Annotated in this window: 25 protein-coding genes; 4 read left to right on the top strand and 21 right to left on the bottom strand. The window is 61.2% G+C overall.

Going from position 1 to position 21916, the window contains the following annotated elements; all coding sequences use genetic code 11:
- Positions 1-140: 140 nt before the first annotated feature.
- The 19 genes from ROI90_RS13830 to ROI90_RS13740 all read right to left on the bottom strand — a co-directional run bounded on the left by ROI90_RS13830 (position 141) and on the right by ROI90_RS13740 (position 17671).
- The gene (locus tag ROI90_RS13830; RefSeq protein WP_315998943.1) at positions 141-650 is read right to left on the bottom strand and encodes a hypothetical protein; all 510 of its coding nucleotides are present in this window, start codon (positions 648-650) and stop codon (positions 141-143) included.
- A 150-nt stretch (positions 651-800) separates the two neighbouring features.
- Complete coding sequence (locus ROI90_RS13825) at positions 801-1568, bottom strand: slipin family protein (RefSeq protein WP_315998942.1); 768 nt, start codon at positions 1566-1568, stop codon at positions 801-803.
- Positions 1569-1991: 423 nt separating this feature from the next.
- Positions 1992-2861 (bottom strand): hypothetical protein, encoded by an 870-nt coding sequence (locus ROI90_RS13820; protein ID WP_315998941.1) that lies wholly within the window; start codon positions 2859-2861, stop codon positions 1992-1994.
- A gap of 74 nt (positions 2862-2935) precedes the next feature.
- Positions 2936-4294 carry a M20/M25/M40 family metallo-hydrolase gene (locus tag ROI90_RS13815; RefSeq protein WP_315998940.1) on the bottom strand — a complete coding sequence of 453 codons (1359 nt, stop codon included), beginning with the start codon at positions 4292-4294 and terminating at the stop codon, positions 2936-2938.
- A gap of 162 nt (positions 4295-4456) precedes the next feature.
- Positions 4457-5695 carry a beta-ketoacyl synthase N-terminal-like domain-containing protein gene (locus tag ROI90_RS13810; RefSeq protein ID WP_315998939.1) on the bottom strand — a complete coding sequence of 413 codons (1239 nt, stop codon included), beginning with the start codon at positions 5693-5695 and terminating at the stop codon, positions 4457-4459.
- Complete coding sequence (bioA, locus tag ROI90_RS13805; RefSeq protein WP_315998938.1) at positions 5688-7019, bottom strand: adenosylmethionine--8-amino-7-oxononanoate transaminase; 1332 nt, start codon at positions 7017-7019, stop codon at positions 5688-5690. Before bioA ends, ROI90_RS13810 begins: the two co-directional genes overlap by 8 nt.
- 241 nt (positions 7020-7260) lie before the next feature.
- Positions 7261-7881: a dethiobiotin synthase gene (gene bioD, locus ROI90_RS13800; RefSeq protein ID WP_315998937.1), complete on the bottom strand. Its 621-nt coding sequence runs from the start codon at positions 7879-7881 to the stop codon at positions 7261-7263.
- 188 nt (positions 7882-8069) lie between these two features.
- On the bottom strand, positions 8070-9215 hold the full coding sequence (locus tag ROI90_RS13795) for an aminotransferase class I/II-fold pyridoxal phosphate-dependent enzyme (protein ID WP_315998936.1): 1146 nt from the start codon (positions 9213-9215) through the stop codon (positions 8070-8072).
- 75 nt (positions 9216-9290) lie between these two features.
- Entirely contained in the window at positions 9291-9554 is a 264-nt protein-coding gene (locus ROI90_RS13790) for a hypothetical protein (RefSeq protein WP_315998935.1), read from the bottom strand.
- 34 nt (positions 9555-9588) lie between these two features.
- The gene (gene bioB, locus ROI90_RS13785; protein WP_315998934.1) at positions 9589-10596 is read right to left on the bottom strand and encodes a biotin synthase BioB; all 1008 of its coding nucleotides are present in this window, start codon (positions 10594-10596) and stop codon (positions 9589-9591) included.
- Positions 10597-10718: 122 nt separating this feature from the next.
- Complete coding sequence (locus ROI90_RS13780) at positions 10719-11462, bottom strand: hypothetical protein (protein WP_315998933.1); 744 nt, start codon at positions 11460-11462, stop codon at positions 10719-10721.
- Positions 11459-12004, bottom strand: coding sequence for a sugar O-acetyltransferase (locus ROI90_RS13775; protein WP_315998932.1), 546 nt, complete (start codon positions 12002-12004; stop codon positions 11459-11461). The genes ROI90_RS13780 and ROI90_RS13775 overlap by 4 nt, the downstream gene beginning before the upstream one ends.
- 153 nt (positions 12005-12157) lie before the next feature.
- Complete coding sequence (gene yiaA / locus ROI90_RS13770) at positions 12158-12580, bottom strand: inner membrane protein YiaA (protein ID WP_315998931.1); 423 nt, start codon at positions 12578-12580, stop codon at positions 12158-12160.
- A 371-nt stretch (positions 12581-12951) separates the two neighbouring features.
- On the bottom strand, positions 12952-14076 hold the full coding sequence (gene rluF, locus ROI90_RS13765; RefSeq protein WP_315998930.1) for a 23S rRNA pseudouridine(2604) synthase RluF: 1125 nt from the start codon (positions 14074-14076) through the stop codon (positions 12952-12954).
- 122 nt (positions 14077-14198) lie between these two features.
- Entirely contained in the window at positions 14199-14546 is a 348-nt protein-coding gene (locus ROI90_RS13760; RefSeq protein ID WP_315998929.1) for a hypothetical protein, read from the bottom strand.
- A gap of 38 nt (positions 14547-14584) precedes the next feature.
- On the bottom strand, positions 14585-15667 hold the full coding sequence (locus tag ROI90_RS13755) for a proline iminopeptidase-family hydrolase (RefSeq protein WP_315998928.1): 1083 nt from the start codon (positions 15665-15667) through the stop codon (positions 14585-14587).
- 271 nt (positions 15668-15938) lie between these two features.
- Positions 15939-16673, bottom strand: a complete 735-nt coding sequence (locus ROI90_RS13750) for a YebC/PmpR family DNA-binding transcriptional regulator (RefSeq protein ID WP_315998927.1) — start codon at positions 16671-16673, stop codon at positions 15939-15941.
- Between the two features lie 142 nt (positions 16674-16815).
- On the bottom strand, positions 16816-17244 hold the full coding sequence (locus ROI90_RS13745; RefSeq protein ID WP_315998926.1) for a hypothetical protein: 429 nt from the start codon (positions 17242-17244) through the stop codon (positions 16816-16818).
- Between the two features lie 31 nt (positions 17245-17275).
- Entirely contained in the window at positions 17276-17671 is a 396-nt protein-coding gene (locus tag ROI90_RS13740; protein WP_315998925.1) for a hypothetical protein, read from the bottom strand.
- Between the two features lie 154 nt (positions 17672-17825).
- On the opposite strand from ROI90_RS13740, the gene ROI90_RS13735 reads away from it, so the two are divergent.
- On the top strand, positions 17826-18740 hold the full coding sequence (locus ROI90_RS13735) for an arginase family protein (RefSeq protein WP_315998924.1): 915 nt from the start codon (positions 17826-17828) through the stop codon (positions 18738-18740).
- A gap of 31 nt (positions 18741-18771) precedes the next feature.
- Entirely contained in the window at positions 18772-19632 is an 861-nt protein-coding gene (locus ROI90_RS13730) for a DUF4097 family beta strand repeat-containing protein (RefSeq protein ID WP_315998923.1), read from the top strand.
- A gap of 74 nt (positions 19633-19706) precedes the next feature.
- Here the strand turns inward: ROI90_RS13730 and ROI90_RS13725 are convergent, their stop codons facing one another.
- On the bottom strand, positions 19707-20696 hold the full coding sequence (locus ROI90_RS13725) for an MBL fold metallo-hydrolase (protein ID WP_315998922.1): 990 nt from the start codon (positions 20694-20696) through the stop codon (positions 19707-19709).
- A 198-nt stretch (positions 20697-20894) separates the two neighbouring features.
- On the opposite strand from ROI90_RS13725, the gene ROI90_RS13720 reads away from it, so the two are divergent.
- Positions 20895-21398, top strand: coding sequence for a cupin domain-containing protein (locus ROI90_RS13720; RefSeq protein ID WP_315998921.1), 504 nt, complete (start codon positions 20895-20897; stop codon positions 21396-21398).
- A gap of 172 nt (positions 21399-21570) precedes the next feature.
- Complete coding sequence (locus ROI90_RS13715) at positions 21571-21798, top strand: hypothetical protein (RefSeq protein ID WP_315998920.1); 228 nt, start codon at positions 21571-21573, stop codon at positions 21796-21798.
- Positions 21799-21808: 10 nt separating this feature from the next.
- Here ROI90_RS13715 and ROI90_RS21185 read toward each other — a convergent pair whose 3' ends face one another.
- Positions 21809-21913 (bottom strand): hypothetical protein, encoded by a 105-nt coding sequence (locus ROI90_RS21185; protein ID WP_380230173.1) that lies wholly within the window; start codon positions 21911-21913, stop codon positions 21809-21811.
- Positions 21914-21916 lie beyond the last annotated feature (3 nt).

Genomic DNA, 21916 nt, shown 5'->3' with positions numbered 1-21916 from the left:
TCCGTTTCAATGAATATATCAGGGTGCTTATATCATCAATTATCCACTTCCTATCTTTTGTTTGACTGACTTTAAACGACAAGCCCTCTTGACGAGAACCAAAAAAGCCGTAATAAAGGAGGTGCTTCATAGCCAGTAAGTTAGCCCGCCAGCTGCTTTTTCACCCACTCGGCCAACGTGCCTTTGGTTTCCAGCTTCGTCAGCTCATCCAGCTGCTTGTTCTTTTTGAAGCCCCCGGCCTGGTAGGCGCGCAGCATGGTCCGGATGCCTTCCGTGTTGAGCACGGCCGGGTCCTTGGCCTCGGGGTGTTGGAGCTGGTAACGGGCCCAGCCACCCATAAACAGCATCAACAGCTCGGAATCCTGCCCGGCCAAATCGGCTACGTACTTCTGCAGCTGCACCGATACCGAAGAGCTGCCGCTGATCCACTGGAACAGGAACTGGTCGGTTTCCTTGCGCAGGACAGCTTGCTGGTTCATGGGCGTTTTTTCCAGCCAGTTCACCGCCGCAATAACCTGGGGCTCATACTCGGCATAGTCGTCGGCGGTTTGGAAGGAGTAACCCGTGGGCGCTTTGTAGCTGGTTTGGGCCTGGGTAGCCGAAGCCGCCAGCAGTAGCAATGCAGCAAAGATTAGTCGAAGTTCTCTCATGAAAATCAGGTAGATAGCGTAAGTGAAAATATAGGGTAATCCTGTCAGAAAACGGGTGCCTCGCTGGCTGATCCAGACGCAAAAAAAACACCGGCAAAACCCAAGGCCATACCGGTGCTTGTTGTAGGTGAAGGAGGCCGTTACACCAGCTTACGAAACCGCAGTAGCCGCTTGGTTTTGCGCGAAGCCCCGGGCCAGGTTGGTGAACTCCGAGGGAATGAGCACCACGGTGGTGGTATTGTTGTCGATGCCGATTTCGGAGAGCATCTGCATGCGGCGCAGTTCCAGGGCCATGGGGCTTTCCTCCATTTGCTTGGCGCCCTGGGTTAGTTTCAGAGAGGCTTCCAACTCGGCTTCGGCCTTGATGATGCGGGCCCGCTTCTCCCGAATAGCCTCCGCCTCCCGGGCCATAGCGCGCTGCATGGATTCGGGAATTTCCACGTCCTTAATTTCTACCATCTCAATTTTTACGCCCCAGGTTTCGGTGGCAGCATCAACCAGCTGCTGCAAAGTGGCGTTGATTTGCTGGCGTTCTTTGAGTACCTCATCTAACTGGTGCTGCCCAATGATGTTGCGTAGAGCCGTAACTGAGAGTTGGTACACCGCTTGGTTGAAGTTGGCTACCTTGATAATGGCATCTTCGGGGTTGACTACCCGAAACCAGAGAACCGCGTTTACCTTGATGGTTACCGAGTCCTTGGTAATGGTTTCCTGCTGCTCCAGGTCCACGGTTTTGGTGCGGATATCTACGGTGGTGCGGCGCTCAATAAACGGGATAATCCAGTACAGCCCCGGCCCGCGCCGGCCCGCATACCGGCCCAGCCGGAACACAATGGCCCGCTCATATTCCTGAGCAATGCACAAGCCCATAAACAGCAAAATCAATCCAAACCCCAGCAAAACGTACAGCGTCGTCATGGTAACAGTGGCCTCAGGCCGCAACAAGTGAAACAGGTATAGCTGGAAGCACAGAGGCCGTGCCAACTAGTGCGGGTGTGGTGTTCAACCCCATTTTAGTTCTGAAAATGCAGGATGGAGTTGTCTACTGATTTGCACACCACCCCATTGTGGAAGGGTATAATGGTCGAAATGGGGCGGTTCTGTTGAGAGCAGTCGGTAACGAGAAGTTGACTTGCTGCGTGCTACTAAACAAAGCTTTCAGGCAGGGAATTGCTGTATGGTACAAAGCCGATAGGTTGGTCCGGTAGCGTGAGCACCTAGCCTTGTATTCGTTAAGCAAGGGCGTGCCACTAAGTAAGCGAAGCTCAACAGGGAGCAGAATACACTCGGGGGATAGATATTCTATAGGCGTAGCGGGCTAGCCAGGGCCGGACGCAGCGGCTACTTCTTCGGGGCAGCAGGCCGGGCTGCTGGCTCTTCTGTAATGGTAGGCTCTGCCTTCGGTTTGCTAGGTGCCCGGAAGGCTATAGGCCGGCCAGTGGCAGTGCTCCGGTTGCCGGCCGCATCCAGGGCCTCAAACGCAACCGTGCAGGTTTCATTCCATTGAAACGTAAAGTCGCCGCCGCAGGTAAACCAGCCAATACCCAGCTGATTCTGCCAGAGCGTGAGGTAGCTAATTACTGGGGCCGCTAACCGTGCGCTCCAAATGGTGGCCCGCACGAGCACCGGGGAATCATCTTGGACAGGGCCAGAGAAGAGCACGTAATTGTTGATTCCCTCGCTATTCTCCGAGTACTCCCGGCGGACCATGGCAGGCGTGCCCGTCCAGCGCGGAGCCTCCGTATCGGGCGTGGCCGCTACGCGCCATCGGTACACCGGAACCAGTTGCTTACTGCCGGCGCGGGCGCGTCGCATCCGAAACAGGTTACGGTACGAGTCATCGGAGATGGCGTAGCGCAGGGAGTATAGGGTATCGGGCAGGAGCGGACGAACCGGCTGAAGCAGCAGCTGCATGTCGCTGCTTTGGGGGTTAACAGGGCGCTCCAGTACCCGTAGCGGGACTGAGTCGTGGGTGGAGCGTAGGTAGAGCGGAATCTGGCGGCCCAACTGCCGGAAACCGGAGCGGGCGTTGCTGAAGCTTCCCGCCGAGAGCAGGAAAAGCTGGCGCGGCTGAATCGTGGTGGTGTGCTCATTTGGCCACACTGCTACCCAAGGGTAATGTTCGCACTGCGCGGCAGCGGATAGGGCGTACGTCAGCAGGAAAAATAGACAGCCAAGACAGGGGCGGTAACGGATAAAAGTGGGCCACATACAGCCGTAAGATATAAGCAAAAGCCCATTATGAATTCCATAATGGGCTTTTACAGGAATAAAAATAGCGTAATCTACCGCACTGGTTTCGGAATAACGGGCAGGCTCTCGTGGCCCTCGGCATCCACCGAAACTACCCCGAAGATGAAGTTGTCCTTGCTGTGGGGTAAGTCGGCTTTGGTATCCGTCACGAAGAACTTCTGCTGCCACTCCGGGGCGCTGGTTTCGCGCATGAGCACGTAGTAGCCGGCTGGCTTCTCACCGGCTTTCGGCGCTTCCCACTTCAGCTCGGTACGGTTGGTGAGGTTGGCCGTGAGCACGCCCACGTTTTCGGGAGCGGCCGGAGCCAAGGCCAGGGCGGCCAGCGTAGCCAGGTTTACCCCGGTGTTCTTGCGCAGGTAGGGGAAGTCCATAAACTTGGCGTAGTCGCCGTACTCGGTACCGCTTTCGGTGCGCAAGTCCTGGTGCTGGTGGCGGAAGTCCTCGTTCATCTCCGAGAAGCGCACCGCCGTAAAGCCCTGCTGGTTGAAGGGCGTATGGTCGCCGCCGCGCAGGAAACGGTCGGGGCGGTACTCCAGCACCACCTCGTGGCCGGGCACGTACTGCTGGCAGGCCAGGCGGGTGTAGCGGGCCAGGTTACGGCTGGGCGAGTCGTTTTCACTGCTCAATGTGCGGCGCACCCGGGCTTCGTCGGCGGTTTCGGTGGCGGGCACGCCCTCACTAAATACGCGCAGGCGCTTGTCGTCCTTAATTTCGGGGTCGTGGCCCGAAGAGTTGCCCATAATGTCGTTGTTGAGCATGGCTACCAGCTGCCACCCTTCCTTTTTGGCACGTTTGGCCAAGTGGGTGGAGCCGTAAAGGCCTTGCTCTTCGCCCTGCACGGCCACAAAAATGATGGTGGCCGGAAATTTCTGCTGGCTCATTACCCGCGCCAACTCCATTACCGCCACCGTCCCCGAGCCGTCGTCGTTGGCTCCGGGCGCGTCGGCCGTGGCGTTCATCACGTCGGTCACCCGCGAATCAATGTGGCCGCTCACGATAAACACGCGCTTGTCGGTGGGGTCGGTGCCGGGTAGGGTGGCCATAACGTTGGCCATCAGCACCGGCCGGTTGATGCGGCGGCCATCGGGCTTGATGGTAAACGTATCCTGCTCGACTTTGAGGCGGCCACCGCTGGCTTTACTGTACTTGCGGAACTCGTCTTCCACCCAGTTGCGGGCCGCCCCAATGCCGCGTTTCTTGCTCTTGGTGTCGCTGAGAGTGTGGCGGGTGCCGAAGCTCACGAGCTTATCAATATCATCCCGCAGCCGCTGCTCCGATACGTCCTGCACCATTTTGGTGATGAGCGGATCGGGGGTGGTAGCAGGGTTGGTTTGGGCGAAAACAGGGGCGGCAACACCCAGGGCAAGTAGTAGAGTAGCGGAACGGCGCATGGTGGTTGGTTGAGTTGTGGGTAGAGACGTTGGTTGGCGCCATGGCGTTGCGGCCAGAAGGCAGCCAAGCCCAGTAAAAGTTGCTGAACTTGCCAGCTGCTAGCCGAAGCGCAGGTAGAATACCGGGGTAGTTGGTGTGTAAAATCTACCCCGAAGCCTCATTTATTTGTTAAGTACCGATACCAGCGCGCTGGCCGCATTACCGCCGAAACCAGCCGCATTAACCAGAATGCGCCGGATTGGCTGGAGTGTTGGCACCGCCAAATCAGTAGCAAATGGGACGGCGGGCCACTGCTGGGTTTCAAGTATGTGCAGGGCAAAATCCAGGCTTAGTGCGGCCGAAGCGCCCAGGGTATGCCCAAGCAACCACTTATTAGAGAGCAGCGGCGGCAGGTGCTCCCCAAATACAGCGTGCAGGGCGGCCCGCTCGGCCGCGTCGCCGGCCGGGGTGCCGGGGCTGTGCAGCACCACGGCGTCCACCTCGGCCGGCGACACCCCGGCCTGGCCCAGCACCTGCCGGATGGCCTGCTGAAAATGCTGGCCCTCGGGCGAAAGGCCGGTTTTGCTACCAATGGCCTCGAAGCCGAAGCCTACGCCCTCCAGCAAAAATACGGGGCGAGTGGGCGGTTCAGTCGCCAAGTCAGCCCGGCTTACTTTTTCCAGCGCAAACACTGCGGCCCCTTCTCCTAGCACAAAAGTGGAGGGCCGGCCAGCACCTGGCCGGCAGGGCCAGGCTGCCGCCGCCAGTGGGGAATAGATGCCGATGGCCTGCATCTGGGCCAAGGTGAAACTAGTGAGGGGGGCCTCCGCTCCGCCGGCCAGAAACCGGGTGGCCATACCCGCCCGCAGCCAGGCTGTGGCATTGCCTAGTGCCTGGAACGCGCTGCTACAGGTGCTGGAATGGCTGAGTGCCGTGCCCCCGGTGCTACCGGCATCAAACGCCACCCAACTAGCCACATTACCCAGCGTGGTGAGGGGCGAGGCTACGGCCGAAACTGCCCCTTCGGCCAGAAATTCTGCGTGAAATTCCTCCAGCCGGCCGGTTGCGCCCCGGCTGCTGCCGATGCTTACGGCTAGATTGTCTGCAGATTGTTGCTGGTTAGGAATAAGTGGTTGGTTGTGCAGGGCCCGCCAACCGGCGTGAGTTGCGGCTTGGCGGGCGGCCAGCAAAGCCAGTAGCACCGTGCGGTCGAGTTGGCGGAAGGCAGGGGTACTACGGCGCAACTCTGCCAAAGCAGCTTCGGTAACGAGCGGCGCCGCAGCTACGGGTACACCGGTTGCATGCGTCGTGAAAGGCGAAACAGCAGCATCGACGGGCATGGGGTTGAAACCCAGCGCCGACACCCGCCCCCGACCCCGAATGACGACCAACGCTTTGTCGGCAGGAATTGGACTAATCATGCAGGTACTCGGGCAGGGTGGAGGCGGGAGCGAAATTGAGCACCAGTTCCCGCATCCGGCGCAGTACCGCGTACAGCAGTTCCAGCTCCGCATTGCTGGTGCAGTAGGGGGGCAGCAGGTATACCACGTTGCCCAGAGGCCGCAGCACCACGTGGCTGTCGATGGCCAGTTGGTAAAAGGCGTCGCGCAGGCGGCTGAAGTAGCTGGTGCCCTCGCCGGGGTCATACTCCACGGCCAGGATGGTGCCCCGGTGCCGCACCGCCCGGATGCCCGGCTGGCCTTCCACTTCCTGGCGGAAGGCCGCGTGGGCTGCCTCTATGCGTTGGCGCTGTTGGGTGCATTCCTCCGCCCGCGTGAGCTCCAGACTGGCCAGCGCGGCGGCGCAGGCTACGGGGTTGGCCGTGTAGGAGTGACCGTGGAACAGGGCGCGCATCTTGTCGTGGCTGAGAAAGGCCTCGTAGATGGGGGCGGCGCAGGTGGTGAGGCCCATGGCCAGGGTGCCGCCGGTGAGGCCCTTGGAGAAGCACATAATGTCGGGCTGCTCGGTCAATAATTCGGAGGCAAATAGCGGCCCGGTACGGCCAAAGCCCGTCATTACCTCATCGGCAATGCCCAGCACCCCGGCCTGATGGCAGCGGCGCAGCATCTCGCTCAGAATTCCGGGCTCGTACATCACCATACCGGCCGTGCCCAGCACCAGGGGCTCGAAGATGAAGCCAGCCACATCGGGGCGCAGCAGCAGGGCGTCGAGCTGGGCCAGGGTTACGGCTTCCTGGCCCGGTACTGGTACATCCAGGAATACCACATCAAACAGCAGGGGCCAGAAGGGCTCGGTGAAGGCCCCGCGGGCACTCACGGCCATGGCCCCGAAGGTGTCACCATGGTAGGAGTTCTGAAAGCAGATGAACGTGCGGCGCTCGGGCTGGCCCTGGTTATGGAAGTATTGCAGCACCATTTTCAGGGCCACTTCCACGGCCGTGGAGCCGTTATCGGAGTAGAACACGCGGGCCTGGTTGGCGGGCAGCAGGGCCAGCAGCTGCTCGGCCAGCTCCACGGCGGCGGGGTGAGTGAAACCGGCAAACAGCACGTGCTCCAGGGTGCGCAGCTGCTCGCTCACGCGGGCAGCAATGGCGGGGTGGCTGTGGCCATGCAGGTTCACCCACCAGGAGGCAATGGCATCGAGGTAGCGGGTACCATCTTCGGCAATCAGCCAGCTGCCCTCACCCCGCACTATGGGGATGGGCAGCGGGGCGGTCTGCATCTGGGTGTAGGGGTGCCACAACACGGCGTGGTCGCGCTGGGCAAGGGAGGTGGAGTGGGGCATTGCGGGTGGGGCCGAAGGTAACGGCCGCGGCAAAGCTACAACCGCCCGCGGTGGCGGTGGTTTGAGGCAGGGTGGTTTGGTGTTGCTGTTTTCCCTGTCATCCTGAGCGTAGCGAAGGACCTTATCACCTCAGCGTAAGATGTTCGAGCGGGATAAGGTCCTTCGCTACACTCAGGATGACAGAGGGAACAGCAACGACGAGACGCAAAATGTTGCGTCTCTACACCGTCAGCTGTCTATTTCACAGCCCAAACCACGTCCGGAACTCGGCGGCGTAGCGGCTGACCATGGTGGGCGTCACCTCGGGCTCCGGCAGGATGCGGGGCATCAGCGGGACGCCGGTATGCTCGGCAATAAACTCCTCGGTGGCGGGCGTGGGCTCCCCATTGAAGATGAGGCCGCGCACGCGCAGGCCGCGGGCCTGCAAGGCTTCCAGCGTGAGTAGGGTGTGGTTGATGCTACCCAGATAGTTACGTGATACCACTACCACGTCCAGCGCAAACCGCTGGGCCAGATCGGCCAGAAGGAAGCCGGGAGCAAGGGGCACCAGCAGCCCACCCGCGCCTTCTACCAGCAAATGGTTGTGAGTGGCGGGTAGCTCGAAATCCTCGGGGCGCAGGGTGAGGCCTTCGGCGGCGGCGGCGGCGTGGGGCGAGGCCGGCAACTGCAACCGGTGCCGTTCGGGCCAGAAATGACTGACGGGGTTCTGCACGAGGCCGCGCACGGTGGCCGCGTCGGTGGTGGGGGTGAGGCCGGCCTGCACGGGCTTCCAGTAGTCGGCCTGCAGGGCTTCGGTAAGAATAGCCGACACGAGCGTTTTGCCCACGTCGGTGCCAATGCCGGTGATGAAGAGTCGTTCCAAGAGGGGGCGTAGAGGTAGGGAAGAGTGGAGAAACCGTGGCCCGGTCCGGCGGGCAAAGCTCGTCGGGCCGGTTATTGCGTGCTGAGGTTGAGTTGGGCGGTTGCCGGCCGTTGTGGCGTTGTCGTTCGGGTGTCAGCTGACTTCAACCGGCCCGACGGGCTGCGCCCGCCGGACCGGAGCCCGCCGGGTTAGTCCTGTGCCGCGCCTGGGGTCAGCACCCGCGCCAGCCCGTCTATTTCCGCCTCAGTGTTGTAGCTGTGCACAATGAGGCGTAGCCGCTCCGTGCCGGCCGGTACCGTGGGCGAGACGATGGCGCGGACGTCGAAGCCGGCGGCCTGGGCGGCGGCGGCTACGGCCCGGACGTGGGTGGGGCCGGGACTGGTAGTGAAAAATACCGGGTGAATGACGTGGCTGGCCGGCGGTACACGCAGACCGGGCACGGTGTTGAGCGTAGTCTTCAGGTAGTCGGACAGGGTGAAGAGTCGGGCGCGCTCGGGGCCGAGGTCGGGGAGTAACGCGTAGGCAGCGGTGAGGGCCGCCACGGTAAGTGGGGGCAGGGCAGTGGTGTAGATGAAGGGTCGGCTGAAACTGAGCAGATAGTCGCGCAGCACGGCGGGGCCGGCCACGGCGGCGCCCTGGCTGCCTAGAGCCTTGCCGAAGGTGAGGATGCGGGCAAACACGGCGTCTGCCAGCCCCAGCTCGGCTACCAGTCCTTCGCCCCGAGGACCGTAGAGGCCGTTGGTGTGGGCCTCATCTACTATTAGGTATAGCCCTTTGGCCCGGCATAACTGCGCCAACTCCGGCAGCGGGGCCATGTCGCCATCCATCGAATACAGCGCCTCCACGGCCACGAACACGCTGCCGGTGGCGCGGGCCAGCTTGCGACGCAGGTCGGCCACATCGTTGTGGCGGAAGCTCCAGGCGGTGGCGAAGGAGCCCCGGATACCGTCCTTGACGGAGGCGTGGGAGGCGTCGTCGTAGAGAATCGTGTCGCCGCGCCGGGGTACGGCGGCGAAGAAGCCCAGGTTGGCCGCGTAGCCGGAGTTGAACAGCAGCGCGGCTTCGGCGTGGTGGAAACCAGCCAGGTAAGTTTCCAGCGCCTCGGCAGCGGCGGAGTTGCCGGTGAGCAGGCGGGAGCCGGTGCTGCCGGCGGGCAGCTGGGCGGCGGCCTGCACGGCGGTCAGCACCCGCGGGTGCCGGCTCAGCCCCAGGTAGTCGTTGGAGCTGAAATCGACGAGGCCGGGGGCGGGCGGGGCGGGCAGGCGGCGGCGGGTGCCGGCAGCCTCGCGCCGGGTCAACTCGACGGCCAGCCGCTGGTGGAGGGGGGAGGACATGAGAAAGCCGGAAAAAACAGTGTCATCCCGCGCGCTGAGCCCAGGATGACACGTTATGCAGTAAGTTGGAGCGGGCTACACCTCGAAGCGCTTTACCGACAGCCAGACGTTGCCACTCTGCCCGAAGGTGCGGGCATTAACCACCATCCACTCCGAATCCACTTCCACCCGGTCGCCGATGCCGGGCAGCACGTCGTGCCGCTGCATGATGAGGCTGATAGCGGCCCCGATTTTGTCTTCCAGCTCGGAAATCAGCTCGTGCGCCTCGCGGGACTCGTGTTGCTGGCGGAAGGTTTCGGCGAAGGCGTGGTCCAGGTTCAGGTCGAAGGCAATGTCCATGAAGAGCGGTTCTAAATCAGTGAAAAGGCGCGGATTATGCTTCTACCGTCGCCGTGCGGCCCAGTACAGTAGCACCCTCCGGCACATCCTTGAACGACTTGCGGGGCTTGAGGCCGAGCAGGGCAAACATCTGCTTGTCGGCGTCGAAATCGGGGTTGGGGGTGGTCAGCAGCTTCTCGCCGGAGAAGATGGAGTTGGCACCGGCCAGGAAGCACAGGGCCTGCTCCGTCACGGGCATTTCCTGGCGGCCGGCCGAAAGGCGCACCATCGTGTGGGGCATCAGGATGCGGGCCGTGGCAATCATGCGCAGCATTTCCCACACGCTCACGCGGGGCTGCTCGGCCAAAGGCGTACCGGCCACGGGCACCAAGGCGTTTACCGGCACGCTTTCGGGGTGGGCGGGCAAGGTGGCCAGCGTGTGCAGCATGGCAATGCGGTCCTCGTCGGTTTCGCCCAGGCCGATAATGCCGCCCGAGCACACCGAAATGCCGGCTTTACGCACGTGCTCCAGCGTGTTCAGCCGGTCGTCGTAGGTGCGGGTGGTGATGATGTCGTCGTATTTCTCGCGGCTGGTGTCGAGGTTGTGGTTGTAGGCGTAGAGGCCGGCCTGCTTGAGGCGCTCGGCCTGGTACTCGTTGAGCATGCCGAGGGTGCAGCATACTTCCAGGCCCAGGCCGTTCACCTGCTCCACCATGCCCAGCACGCGGTCAAAGTCCCGGTTGTCCCGGATTTCGCGCCAGGCGGCACCCATGCAGAAGCGGGTCGAGCCGGAGTCTTTGGCGCGCTGAGCTGAGGCCAGTACTTCGGCGTCGGGCAGCAGCTTGTGGGCCTGCACGCCGGTGTGGTAGCGGGCGGCCTGGGGGCAGTAGGCGCAGTCCTCGGGGCAGCCGCCGGTTTTCACGCTCAGCAGGGTGCACACCTGCACTTCGCCGGTGGCCTGAGTTTCGGCGTGGATGGCGGCGGCCTGAGTTACCAACTCCAACACGGGCTGGTTATAGATGGCGTGTACTTCGTCGAGGGTCCAGTCGGTACGGAGGGTCATGGGGCGGGGAGGGTGTTTCGGTGGATGCTGGTCGTTTCGGAGCGGGACCAAACGGGGCGGCCCGCCGGAGCCGAAGCTGCCAGCGGGCCGCAAGATACACGAGAAGCGGATTTGTAGATGGGTCAGTGCGTAGTTCCATCCGCCAAGAGGCCGGTGACCAGCGTGTGAGCCAGAGAAATTGCCTGGGTAAATTCCTCATTGGTTGGCTCTTGCTGAAAGAAGCGAGCTTCCAGTACCGAAGCCTGTTGGCTCAGCCACCGACGCAACGTAAGAATACAGTGCGCTGCGGTATCGGGAGTGAGCACACAAATGTGCTTTTCCAAATCAGGAAGCCGTGGAACGGTACGAACCAAGTTTTCAAGGGCCCAATCGGTTTCGGCCGGCTGCCACGCTTGTAGTAAGGGTTCTATTGAGCCGGTCAGGCGAATCAGCCAGCCTATCAGCTCCTCCTCAAAAAAACATTCGTGCTGAATATGCTGCGCCCACCAGGCCCGCAGAACTTGCCGAACAGCGGCTTTTTCCGCGTCGGGCCAACCATCCCAGCCGGCATACAGCATCTTGTCGAGAAAAGCACCCTTCTCCAACTCTGAGTCCGGACACAGCAGCAATTCCAGCAGCCGGGGAAAGAAATACCGAAAGTCGGCCGCATTTCCCCAGGTCGTTATTGCCTTAAAAGCATAGCGCCGCAGCTGTTCCTCGTTCAGGTCGGCCAGCGGCACGGTGAACAGCACCCGGTTTTCTTCGGCACTGATGCAACAAGGGCAGGCATCCGGCGGCTGACGCAGCCGATGAGCAGAAAACCGGACATACAGGGCGGTAATTGCGTCAGTCAGAACTGGTATTGCAGATTCTGATGCCCTTTTCACACCGTCCGAATCACGCGGCAGGGGTTGCCCACGGCCACCACGCCGGCCGGAATATCGCGCGTGACCACGCTGCCGGCCCCGATGGTCGTGCCCGCGCCAATAGTCACCCCGGGCATTACCAGCACGCCGGCGCCCAGCCACACATTGTCCCCGATGGTGATGGGCCGGGCAAACTCCCAGCCCGTTATGCGAGGCTCCACCTCTACCGGATGGCCGGCCGTGCTCAACACCACGTTGGGGGCCACAAACACGTTGTCGCCGATAGTGACCGGGGCGCAGTCGAGGACCGTGAAGTTGTAATTGGCGTAGAAATTCCGGCCCAGCCGGATGTTATAGCCATAGTCACAGCGAAACGGGGCTTCGATGTGGGCGTCGGTTTCATACCCTAGCAGCTCGGTTAATACCTGCCGGCTCAGGTGAACAGGCTCCTGATTGTAGCGGTGGCAGAGCTGCTTGGCGCGCAGCCGCTCGGCTACCAGCTCCGGGTCGTTGGCCTGGTACAGCTCGCCGGCCAGCATCTGTTGTTTCGGGGTCAGACTCATAACAAGTTGTTTTACAGGGGTTTCATGAATCGTATACCGGTTCGGCGGGTGCAGCTCGTCGGGCCGGTTGCCGCGGTTGTTACGTCCTCGTGCGCATGTCAGCTGACTTCAACCGGCCCGACGGGCTGTGCCCGCCGAACCGGAAACGGCGGGCTAATTATGAAACGATGTTTCCGGCTCCGGAGCGGTTGTCGTTTTGGCGTCGCGGGTGTTTTTCTGCACCGCCACGGCCCCGAACAGACTCAGCAGGAAGGCCATGGCATAGAAGCCTTTCTCGCTCAGCAGCAGCGTAGCATTCCAGAGGCCCACCGTAAGCAGGGCAATAGCCAGAATGGTGGAAAACCAGCTTAGCCCGTAGTAGATTCCGGTTACGGGAATGCCTTCCAGCTGGTCGCGCACCGATTTTTGCAGGGAAATACCCGAAAACAGCCCGTACATCAGTACCGTGAAGTAGTAGCCTTTCTCGTTGAGCGCCATCTGGGCGTTCCAGAGGCCGATGACGAAAGCGGCCATGCCGGCCAGCAGGGCAAACCAGGAGGCGGCAATAAAGGCGTTGGAGGGCTTGGCGGTGTTCATAGCGCAGAAGAGTACGGTGGTGAAGAAAGTAACCCGGATACTTTCCTGATCCGGCGGCTCAAACATAGCAGACAACCGATGCTACTCCGCACACCACCATTTTCACGGTTCAGACTTTTGGTAAGCGGACCTTTAAAGAAACCAAGCCCCCGATTACCTGCCCCTAAACTAACTGATTACACTGTTTCAGTGCCATCAAAGCTGTTTTTGATCAGATTAAAGACCCGGTACTTTCAGATATTGTATTTCCAGGTCAGACATTTCAAGAGGTCTAAAATAGCTGCGGGCTGCCTCTTCTGAAGCAGCCCGCAGCTGTATGAACCAGGAAATAACACACGTACCCAAACCGTGAGGCTCGGCCGTCAGCCGTTTTAGCGCTTGCCGGGGCGACTGGCTCCACGGGAGCCCCGGGTGCTGGTTTTGTTGCCTTTGGGCGCTGCGGCCGGGGCTTTGCTGGGGCCGGTGCCGCGCGAACGGGAGCCGGTCGGGCGGCTGGCCTTGCCGAAACCCGGTCCGTCGGGTCGGATCATGGCGCCGGCGTCGCGGCCGGGGCCGGTGGGCCACTGCGGAGTTTCCGGCGCGGCCGGTGCTGCTTTGGCGGCCTTCCCGGCGCGGGCGGCAGCTACTTTCTTGCGGGTAGGCTTTTCAACCCAGGCCCCGGCGGGGCGGTTCTGGTCGGGGCCGGTTTCGGCAGCTTTGGGAGCACCCTGGCGGGCGGGGCGGTCGGTCCAGAAGGCGGCGGTGGAGGGGCGCTTGCGGCGGCGCGAACCGGAGCCGTCATCGGTGCCGCTGGAATCTTTAATCATTTCAAACAGCACCTTCAACTCCTTTTCTCGCAGCTCCCGCCACTCGCCCACGCCCAGGCCCTTCACGTTGATGTTCATTACCCGGATGCGCTCCAGCTGCACCACCTCGTAGCCGAAGTACTCGCACATGCGCCGGATCTGGCGGTTGAGGCCCTGCACCAGCGTAATGCGGAAGATGTAGGGCGTTTCTTTGGATACCTTGCAGGACTTGGTCATTACCCCGCCCAGGGGCACGCCATTGCCCATGGCCTCAATAAACTGCTCGTTGATGGGCTTGTCCACCATCACAATGTACTCCTTCTCGTGCTGGTTGCCGGCGCGCAGAATTTTATTGACGATGTCGCCGTTGCTGGTCAGCAGAATCAGGCCCTGCGACTCCTTATCCAGGCGGCCGATGGGGAAGATGCGCACCGAGTGCTTGATGGCCCGCACAATGTTGTCCTTGATGCTGGTATCGGTGGTGGCAATGATGCCGGGGGGCTTGTTGTAGGCAATGTACACGGCGTCTTCCTCGGCCCGGGGCTCAATGAGGTTGCCATTCACCACCACCCGGTCCTTGCGGGTCACCTGGTCGCCGATGCCGGCCCGCTTGCCATTCACGAACACGTTGCCCTGCTCGATGTGGCGGTCGGCTTCTCGGCGGGAGCAGATGCCACTTTCACTGATGTATTTATTGAGTCGGGTTGCCATAAGCGGAGTGCGTGGTGCTTGGGGCCTGGCTGGCAGGCGGGTAAAAAAACAGGCTGCCGCCCGCGTAAGGGGCCGGCAGCCTGCAAAGATACGGCAGAACCCGGGGCTATGGAACCCGGCCGCTACTGCCAGCCAAAATAGTCGCGCACGGCGGCCTCCGCCCGCAGGGGCAGTTGGGGCGCTGGGGGCACGCGCAGCTTTACCGGCTCGGTCGCCGCCTGCGGGGTGTAGGTGCCCTGCGCGGTGTCAAATTCAAGCAACCCCTCGGCAAAGGCGCGGCGTTGGGTTTCGCCTTCTTCCATACTGGAAAAGGTGAGGGGTGTGAGCTGGTTGTTGTGGTAGTTGAAGTGGAACCAGAAGTACTTCTTGGCGGGCTCGTCGCTCTCCACGTCCAGGCGTTTCAGCTCGAACATCAGCTGGTCGTCGGCGGCTAAAACGTACAGGAGGCTAAAGGGGGCAGTTTGTGGCATACGGGCAGGTTATCAGGTGAGGATATAGGGTAAGAATACTAAAGGGCAACCTGTTGCTGGCCCTGGTCTACGCCCTGCATAAACTTGATCAACCCGCGCATGTAGGTTTGCTGGTCATCGTAGAAGCTCATGTGGCTGCCATTGGGGCAAATAAGGGCGGTGCCGTGCTGCACCTTGTGGGCCACCATGCGCATGTGCTCGGGGTCCATGGTATCGTGCTTGCCGCCAATGCTTAGTACTGGTACGGAAAGCTTGGGCAAATCGGCGGTTCGGTCCCAGTGCAGTAGCTTGCCCGATACGCCAAACTCGCTGGGCCCCTGCATAGTCACGTACAGTGACTGGTTCATTTTGGCGAAGGAGCGGTTCACGGGTTCCGGCCACTTAGCCAGGGGCAGGCGCAGGATGTGCTCGGTGTAGAAGTTGGGCAGCAGTAGCTCCATGTAGCGCGGATTCTGGAAGTCCTGGCGCGCCTCAATCTCCCGGATTTCGCGCAGCACTTCGGGCTTCATCTGCTTGGCCAGCACTTCATCGGCGTAGCGGCCGTAGGCGGGCACGCTCATCATCATGTTGCTGATGATAAGCCCCTTCATGTGCTGCTGGTACTTCAGGGCGTATTCGGCGGCCAGAATACCGCCCCAGCTGTGGCCCAGCAGGTAAAAATTGTCCTTGTCCAGCTTCAGGGCCTGGCGCACCTGCTCTACTTCCTCCACGTAGCGCGGCAGGCTCCACATGGCCGTATCCTTGGGGTTATCGGAGTTGCCGCAGCCCAGCTGGTCGTAGTAAATGAATTCAATGCCCTCCTGGGGCAGAAAGCTTTCCATGCACTCAAAATACTCGTGCGTGGCTCCGGGGCCGCCATTCAGCAGCAGCAACCTGATGCGCGGGTTATTCCCGAAACGCTTGGTCCAGACGTTGAACTTGCCCTTGGGCGTACTGATGGGAACCAGCTGCACGCCGCCGTCCTTCACCCGGGTTGTGTCGCTGGCGAAGTAGGTAGCAGGCAAGGAAGCACCCGCTGCCGCATCGGGGCGTTGCTGCTGCTGGGAGCAGGAAGCACTACTGAAACCGGCGGCCAGCAAGCAAGCGCACATAAACAGCCGGGGGGAGTACAGACGGGCCATAGAAGGGGTGAGTGACGGTAGCCGCGGCTACGTTAGCCGAGAAGCTAAACCTACCATTATTTCGGCAACCACCTACTAAGCCTGCCAAGCCGCTGACCCGCCCGGCCTTTGTCAGTGCTGGCAGCGGCCTAATAAGGGCCGGGCGGGCAGCACTGACAAAGGCCGGGCTACAACAGAAGCGGGCCGCCCCAACCGGAGCGGCCCGCTTCTGTAAGGTATTATGGCCGGGGAACAAAGCCGTGCAAGCTACCTAGCTCCCTGCCGCCGGGGCTTAGCCCAGCGTGTGGTACACTGCCTGCACGTCGTCGTCATCCTCGAACTTCTCAATCAGGTTCATTACCTCTTCCAGCTGCTCGCCTTCCAGGTGCACGGTGGTGTTGGGCACGCGCTGCAGCTGCGCCGATACTACGTTCAAGCCCTTTTCATCCAGGGCTTTCTGCATCTGCCCGAAGTCGGTGAAGGCCGTTTCTACCACAATGTACTCCTTCACGACGCCGTGCTCGTCCTCTTCCTGGTCGGCGTACACGTCCTCGGCGCCGGCATCAATCAGCTCCAGCTCCAGCTCGTCCAGGTCCAGGCCTTCGGCGGCCAGCTTAAACACGCCCTTGCGGGTGAAGGTATAGTCAGAGGAGCCGGCAGTGCCCAGGGCGCCGTTGCCCCGGTTGAAGTACATGCGCACGTTGGCCACGGTGCGGGTGGGGTTGTCGGTGGCGGTTTCAATAACCACGGCTACGCCGTGGGGTGCGTAGCCCTCGTACACCACCTCAGTATAGTCCTTCTCCTCCTTGCTGCTGGCGCGCTTAATGGCAGCTTCTACCCGGTCCTTGGGCATGTTCACGCCCTTGGCGTTCTGCATGGCCGTGCGCAGGCGGGAGTTGGTATCGGGGTTGGCACCCGATTCCTTCACGGCCATTACAATTTCCCGGCCGATGCGGGTAAAGTCTTTGGACATCCGGTCCCAGCGCTTCATTTTGCGGCCTTTGCGGAATTCAAACGCGCGTCCCATCTATCAGTGAATTGGTGAAGTGGTAAATTTGTGAGTGGCCCCGGCGGCAGGGTAGGGCCGAAAGGGGCCGCAAGTTAGCAGAAACCCCGGCCGGGCGCAACGCCAGCCCGGCCCGGCTCCGCCGGCGTCCTATGTCCCCAGCTTATTGCCGCCGCAACGTGTATATGCTCTGATTGCCGGCCGGAAACCCATGGAGCGTGATGGTCAGCAGGCCGTTGCGGAGCCGGAAAGTACCCTCATCGGTGCGGGAGTAGCCGTTGCGGTCAGGATAAACGAAGCTGATACGGTCACCCGAGAAGGTGAAGCGGCCATCCTGGTCGAAGCGCAGGGTGGTACCGTTGCCGGCCAGGGTGAGGCGCTTTTGATAGGAGCCATCGGGCCGCAGCAGCAGGGTGCCGCCCACGCCTTGGGCTGGCAGGGGCGTAGGGCTGGTGCCTTTATCCAGAATGGAGTAGGTGAGGTACGTGTACGTGGCAAAAAATGACCTACTAGGAGCCACCGCCCGGGGGCGCTGAGCCAGTGCCACCATAGGCAGTAGGGCCAGCAGCAACGAGAAAACAGACAATTTCATCCGGAAAGATACACCGCCGCCCCCACCTTCCTTAGCGGGCCAGGTTATCAAGCCAGAGCGCCGCCGCTTCCCGCTCATCAAAATCGAAGGTATGGATGAGCAGGCCGCGGGCGTGCTGCACTGAGCGGGCCACGGCATGGCGGGAGGGCCAGTCCATGGCATTCACCCAGGCCAGGGCCAGAACCCCAGAGTCGGCCAGCTGCGGAATGAACTCCTTGCCAATCCATTCGGCCAGGTCCAGCCATTCGCCAAATGCCTCGCTGCTGTCATTGAGAATTTTGGTACAACGGGTTTGCTGGACGTAGCCCAGCATCTTCAGGCAGTCATGGTAAACGGATTGGGTGGTGTGGTGGCCAATCCAGTGCACCCGCAGCAGCTGGCTGCCGGGGCTGTACTCAATAGTGAGGGTGGGGGTATCGAGTAGCATAGCAAAGAAACACGAACTCTGCAGGACGGCTGCGTGAAAATACTGATTTCTGAATATTGTTCAGTTTGCCAGGCGCTCTACTTGGTACGGAACTGAGAAAGAAACGCACAGATAAACCCCTGCTGCCCTGAGTATTTCCCGCTACATTTGGTGCATGCCCACTTTTATTCGTGATTTAATTCGTTCCGCTACCGAATTGCCCGAGGCAGATGTGTGCCTGGTAGGGTTGCCGCTTGATTTCGGAACGGTGCTGGAAGGCGGCCGGGCCGGGGCCGCCGGCGCCCCCGATGCCATTCGGCGGGAGCTGCGCCGCTACCACAAAACGTATAATCTGGAGCACAATGTGCGCCTTGATGGCCTGCGCATAGCCGATGCCGGCAACCTAGATTTGCGCCACCCCGACCACGCGGCTAACCATCAAACCATCCGGAGTGAGCTGGCCCGGCTACTCAATCAGTACCCGCGCGTGGTGGTGCTGGGCGGCTCCCACGATGGTACCTACAGCACCGTGCGCGGCCTGCGCGATGCTACCGGGGGGCAGGCCGTGGGGGGCATCAACCTGGATGCCCACGCCGATGTAAAGGACCGGCCGGGGCTTATCAGCAGCGGCACGCCCTTCGGCAAGCTGCTGCGCGAGGAAGTGCTGGCCGGGCCGCGCTTCACCGAAATAGGGCTGCACTCCAACCTGAACACCTGGGAGGATATCGACTTTCTGCACCAGCAGCAGGCCCGCATTGTGCCGCTGGCCCAGGTGCAGCAGGATGGCATGCCTGAGTACATGCGCCGGGCCCTGCGCCACGCCACCGCCGAAGGGCCGGCCTTTGTGAGCTTTGATGTGGATGGCTGCGCCGAAGCCTACGCCCCGGCAGTAAGCGCCCCCAGCGCCGACGGCTTTACGCCCCGCCAGGCGGTGCAGGCGGCCTTTCTGGCTGGCAAAGAGCCCGATGTCTTGCTATTCGAAGTAGTAGAATTCAACCCCCTGTACGACCGGGACAACCAGACGGCCCGGCTGGCGGCCACCATTGTAGCTGCCTACCTTACAGGCGTAGCGGCCGGGCTGGAAAGCTAGTTCTGTTTTTGCGCGCTACAAGTTTCCCCATATGAAATACGTACTACTCGGCTTGTGTCTGCTACTGAACGCCGGGGCTGCCCTGGCTCAGAAAAAAAACGTACAAGCCGCCCCCACCATTCCGTTCACCCTTGCCTGCACCAGTCCGGTAGCGGCCAACGCACTGCAAAAGCAGTACTGCGAAACCCGCGACCTAACCCTGCCCGCCCCGCCAGCCGGTACTGCCCTCACCATTGATGCCCGAGTAAATGGGGGAATTAGCGTACGGGCCTGGGCCGGCAGCACGGTGCAGGTGCGGGCCCTCGTGGTTGGCCGCGCGGCTACGCCCGAGGCCGCCAAAGCCCTGGCCGCAGCCGTGCAGGTAGCCACCCAAAACAACCTGCTGCGGGCTGCCCGGGCCAACGAGGTGCTGGATGGGTGGAGCGTGGATTACGAAGTACTAGTGCCCGCCCAAACCGATGTGGTGCTGAAAGCTGTGAATGGTAGCCTGAGTGTGGAAGGCGTCAGCGGCAATATTCGGCTGGAAACTACCAACGGCGGCCTCACGCTGCGCAACGTCAACGGCAACGTTCGGGCCCAGACTACCAACGGCCCGGTGAGCATAGCCCTGGCCGGCCCCGGCTGGTTGGGGCCGGGGCTTGAAGCCGCTACGGTAAACGGCAGCGTGGAGTGGCAGTTGCCGGCCGTATACGCCGGTACGCTGCTGGCTCGTACCACCCGGGGTAAGGTGTCGGCTGAGCTTAATACCAAGCGCAAGAGCGTGCTGCCACACAACCTGGCAGCTACTTTGGGCAAAGGCGGCGCCCAGCTCAAGGTAAGTACCGTGAATGGCAGCATAGCCGTGCGCCAACCCGCCGAAACTGCTGCTCCCCCTGCCGATCCGGCGGAGTAACATACCGTTTGTGGGCGCAAGAAAAGGCCGCCTCCGTAGCTATGGAGGCGGCCTTTTATTTGAGCGTATGCCGCTTAACGTACTACTTCCTCAGTGCGCTGGCGCTTAGGCTCAGCCGATTGAGGACGGGGGTACTCGTTTTGCTTATGTTTCTGGTAGCGTTTAATGAGCAGTGCGGCGCCGGCCAATGCACCTAGTCCCGCCGCTGCTATGGCAAACTTAGCCCGAATGGGGTCGTGCGGAGCCGGTGGCAGGTAAGCCACGCCGTTTTCGTCGGTGCGGGCCGGAGTGGCTACGTAGCGGCCGTGAGCCGGCACTTTAAACTCGTCAGCCAGGGTTTGAAGCTGCTCAGTGAATTTCTGCCCGGCAACTGCCGGGCCGTGGCCGCAGCCAATGGCCTCGGGGCGCAACGCCGCCAGCTGCTTGATGGACTCGCCTACCTGCTGCCAGTTATAATTGAACGGAGCACCGGCAATGCTGATTTTAGGTAGTTGCAGCAGCAATTCCGGCACCGATTCGTGGTTGGCAGTGGCAAAGGCGTCGCCGGCCAGCAAGGTGCGGTCCTTCTCCCGGAATAAAGCAACCTGGCCGGGGGCGTGGCCCGGTACGTGCAGCCACTGCCAGTCGGGCAGGAAGGGTACGTCCGTGTCATTGGCTGGCAGCTGCTGCACGAATTCGCTGAGCTGAAAGGACTGGGGCGGAAAGAAGCGGGCCATAAAAGCCAACGAGCCACCTCCGGCCACCGTGGCATCCGCGGGCGGGTACACGGCGCGGGCCGTAAGGAATGGCAACTCCAGCGGGTGAGCCAGCACCGGCACCTTCCAGTGCTCAGCCAGCGCCTGCACCGAGCCGGAGTGGTCCATGTGGCCGTGGGTCAGAATAATAGCTTCGGGGTGGGTGCCAGGATAGAATAGCTTGTCGGCGGCGGCAATAATGCTCTGCTCAGAGCCGGGCAGGCCAGTATCTATCAGTACCCACTCGCCGGCCGTGCCGGTTTCCACAAAATATACATTCACAAAGCGCTGAATGGTGAGCTGGTGAACCCCAGCGGCTACTTTTTTCATGAGTTCAGAAGGTAGATGAATGAATACAAACACTACGCTATCCAACCCCGCTTAGATATCCTTTGGTCACATATTTGTACCCAAAAAATACTGCCGCAACCAGATGAATTACTACTTTGCCAGCCGTAACCCCGGGCAGCTGCGGCCAAATTGTTGGGGTGCGTTTTCGCTGACCATCCACCTCCATCCACCGCTTTCATGCTCGTTGATCCCTCCAAATCAGCCTTGTTCTCGCAAACTGAGCAGCGCCTGCAGCAGCAGGGTTTTCGCATTGAGCGCAGGGATGAGGCCCGGCCCTGGGGCGGTTTTTTTGTGCTGGACGAAGAGCAGGCCCAGCAGTTTGCCGACACTTATTTCGAGGGCCTGGCCGTGGATAGCCTCCGGATTTCGGGCCGGCTTAGCCCTAAAATTCTGCTGGTGGCCCCGCACCAGCGCCTGAGCTGGCAGTACCACCACCGCCGCGCCGAAATCTGGCGCGTGGTGAGTGGCACGGTCGGCGTCATCACCAGCCCCACCGACGAGGAAGGCCCCCTGAAAACCTACGGCCCCGGTGAGCAAATCACGCTGCAGCAAGGGGAGCGGCACCGCCTCATCGGCCTTGACGGCTGGGGGCAGATTGCCGAAATCTGGCAGCACACTGACGCCACCCAGCCCTCCGACGAGGACGATATTGTGCGGGTTCAGGATGACTTCGGACGCTAGGGAGCTTGTCTGGGTTTTGTTTTTTGCCTTGCCCGATGTGAATGGCGCCGCTGCCCACTCTTCGCGGCGGCTAGTATCTGTTTTTTGATGAGGTATACTACCCGGTGTAGAGTGCTGGTGCTGATTATAGTGCTGTTAACCCATTTTTCTGCTGTTGACCCATTTTTCTGCTGTGGCACAGCAAGTCAGCTTTTCGGAGTTGGTTGGGTTTTTTGAAGGCGGCCCGGCCGCTGCCCAGCAGGTGCTACTGCCGCGCGGGTGGGTGCATATCGGCTCCGACAATTTTCAGGATTCTGTGGAGCATTGTAGTGGCAAAAGCTACCTGTATGGCCTGCCGCTTACCCCTCCCGACTCAACAGGATATGGGCAGTGGATTAACGTAGACACGGAAGGAAACTGAGGTGGTCTAGCTAAGCCGGACAGAGTTGGGACGTTGTTTGGAGTTGGGTTTCGAAGTGGTTGGGCGATTGATAGCCGAGTGCCGAATGCCGTCGCTCGGCGTTGTAATAGGCGATGTG

Origin of the sequence: Hymenobacter endophyticus, from assembly GCF_032464715.1 — a bacterium.
Classification (GTDB): domain Bacteria; phylum Bacteroidota; class Bacteroidia; order Cytophagales; family Hymenobacteraceae; genus Hymenobacter; species Hymenobacter endophyticus.
This window is presented reverse-complemented; position numbering and strand designations above follow the sequence as displayed.

What these genes read in the sequence shown, in the direction of transcription:
- ROI90_RS13830 (WP_315998943.1), bottom strand. Translation starts at nt 650, where the DNA reads ATGAGAGAACTTCGACTAATCTTTGCTGCATTGCTACTGCTGGCGGCT.
- ROI90_RS13825 (WP_315998942.1), bottom strand. Translation starts at nt 1,568, where the DNA reads ATGACGACGCTGTACGTTTTGCTGGGGTTTGGATTGATTTTGCTGTTT.
- ROI90_RS13820 (WP_315998941.1), bottom strand. Translation starts at nt 2,861, where the DNA reads ATGTGGCCCACTTTTATCCGTTACCGCCCCTGTCTTGGCTGTCTATTT.
- ROI90_RS13815 (WP_315998940.1), bottom strand. Translation starts at nt 4,294, where the DNA reads ATGCGCCGTTCCGCTACTCTACTACTTGCCCTGGGTGTTGCCGCCCCT.
- ROI90_RS13810 (WP_315998939.1), bottom strand. Translation starts at nt 5,695, where the DNA reads ATGATTAGTCCAATTCCTGCCGACAAAGCGTTGGTCGTCATTCGGGGT.
- bioA (WP_315998938.1), bottom strand. Translation starts at nt 7,019, where the DNA reads ATGCCCCACTCCACCTCCCTTGCCCAGCGCGACCACGCCGTGTTGTGG.
- ROI90_RS13795 (WP_315998936.1), bottom strand. Translation starts at nt 9,215, where the DNA reads ATGTCCTCCCCCCTCCACCAGCGGCTGGCCGTCGAGTTGACCCGGCGC.
- ROI90_RS13790 (WP_315998935.1), bottom strand. Translation starts at nt 9,554, where the DNA reads ATGGACATTGCCTTCGACCTGAACCTGGACCACGCCTTCGCCGAAACC.
- bioB (WP_315998934.1), bottom strand. Translation starts at nt 10,596, where the DNA reads ATGACCCTCCGTACCGACTGGACCCTCGACGAAGTACACGCCATCTAT.
- ROI90_RS13775 (WP_315998932.1), bottom strand. Translation starts at nt 12,004, where the DNA reads ATGAGTCTGACCCCGAAACAACAGATGCTGGCCGGCGAGCTGTACCAG.
- yiaA (WP_315998931.1), bottom strand. Translation starts at nt 12,580, where the DNA reads ATGAACACCGCCAAGCCCTCCAACGCCTTTATTGCCGCCTCCTGGTTT.
- rluF (WP_315998930.1), bottom strand. Translation starts at nt 14,076, where the DNA reads ATGGCAACCCGACTCAATAAATACATCAGTGAAAGTGGCATCTGCTCC.
- ROI90_RS13760 (WP_315998929.1), bottom strand. Translation starts at nt 14,546, where the DNA reads ATGCCACAAACTGCCCCCTTTAGCCTCCTGTACGTTTTAGCCGCCGAC.
- ROI90_RS13755 (WP_315998928.1), bottom strand. Translation starts at nt 15,667, where the DNA reads ATGGCCCGTCTGTACTCCCCCCGGCTGTTTATGTGCGCTTGCTTGCTG.
- ROI90_RS13750 (WP_315998927.1), bottom strand. Translation starts at nt 16,673, where the DNA reads ATGGGACGCGCGTTTGAATTCCGCAAAGGCCGCAAAATGAAGCGCTGG.
- ROI90_RS13745 (WP_315998926.1), bottom strand. Translation starts at nt 17,244, where the DNA reads ATGAAATTGTCTGTTTTCTCGTTGCTGCTGGCCCTACTGCCTATGGTG.
- ROI90_RS13740 (WP_315998925.1), bottom strand. Translation starts at nt 17,671, where the DNA reads ATGCTACTCGATACCCCCACCCTCACTATTGAGTACAGCCCCGGCAGC.
- ROI90_RS13735 (WP_315998924.1), top strand. Translation starts at nt 17,826, where the DNA reads ATGCCCACTTTTATTCGTGATTTAATTCGTTCCGCTACCGAATTGCCC.
- ROI90_RS13730 (WP_315998923.1), top strand. Translation starts at nt 18,772, where the DNA reads ATGAAATACGTACTACTCGGCTTGTGTCTGCTACTGAACGCCGGGGCT.
- ROI90_RS13725 (WP_315998922.1), bottom strand. Translation starts at nt 20,696, where the DNA reads ATGAAAAAAGTAGCCGCTGGGGTTCACCAGCTCACCATTCAGCGCTTT.
- ROI90_RS13720 (WP_315998921.1), top strand. Translation starts at nt 20,895, where the DNA reads ATGCTCGTTGATCCCTCCAAATCAGCCTTGTTCTCGCAAACTGAGCAG.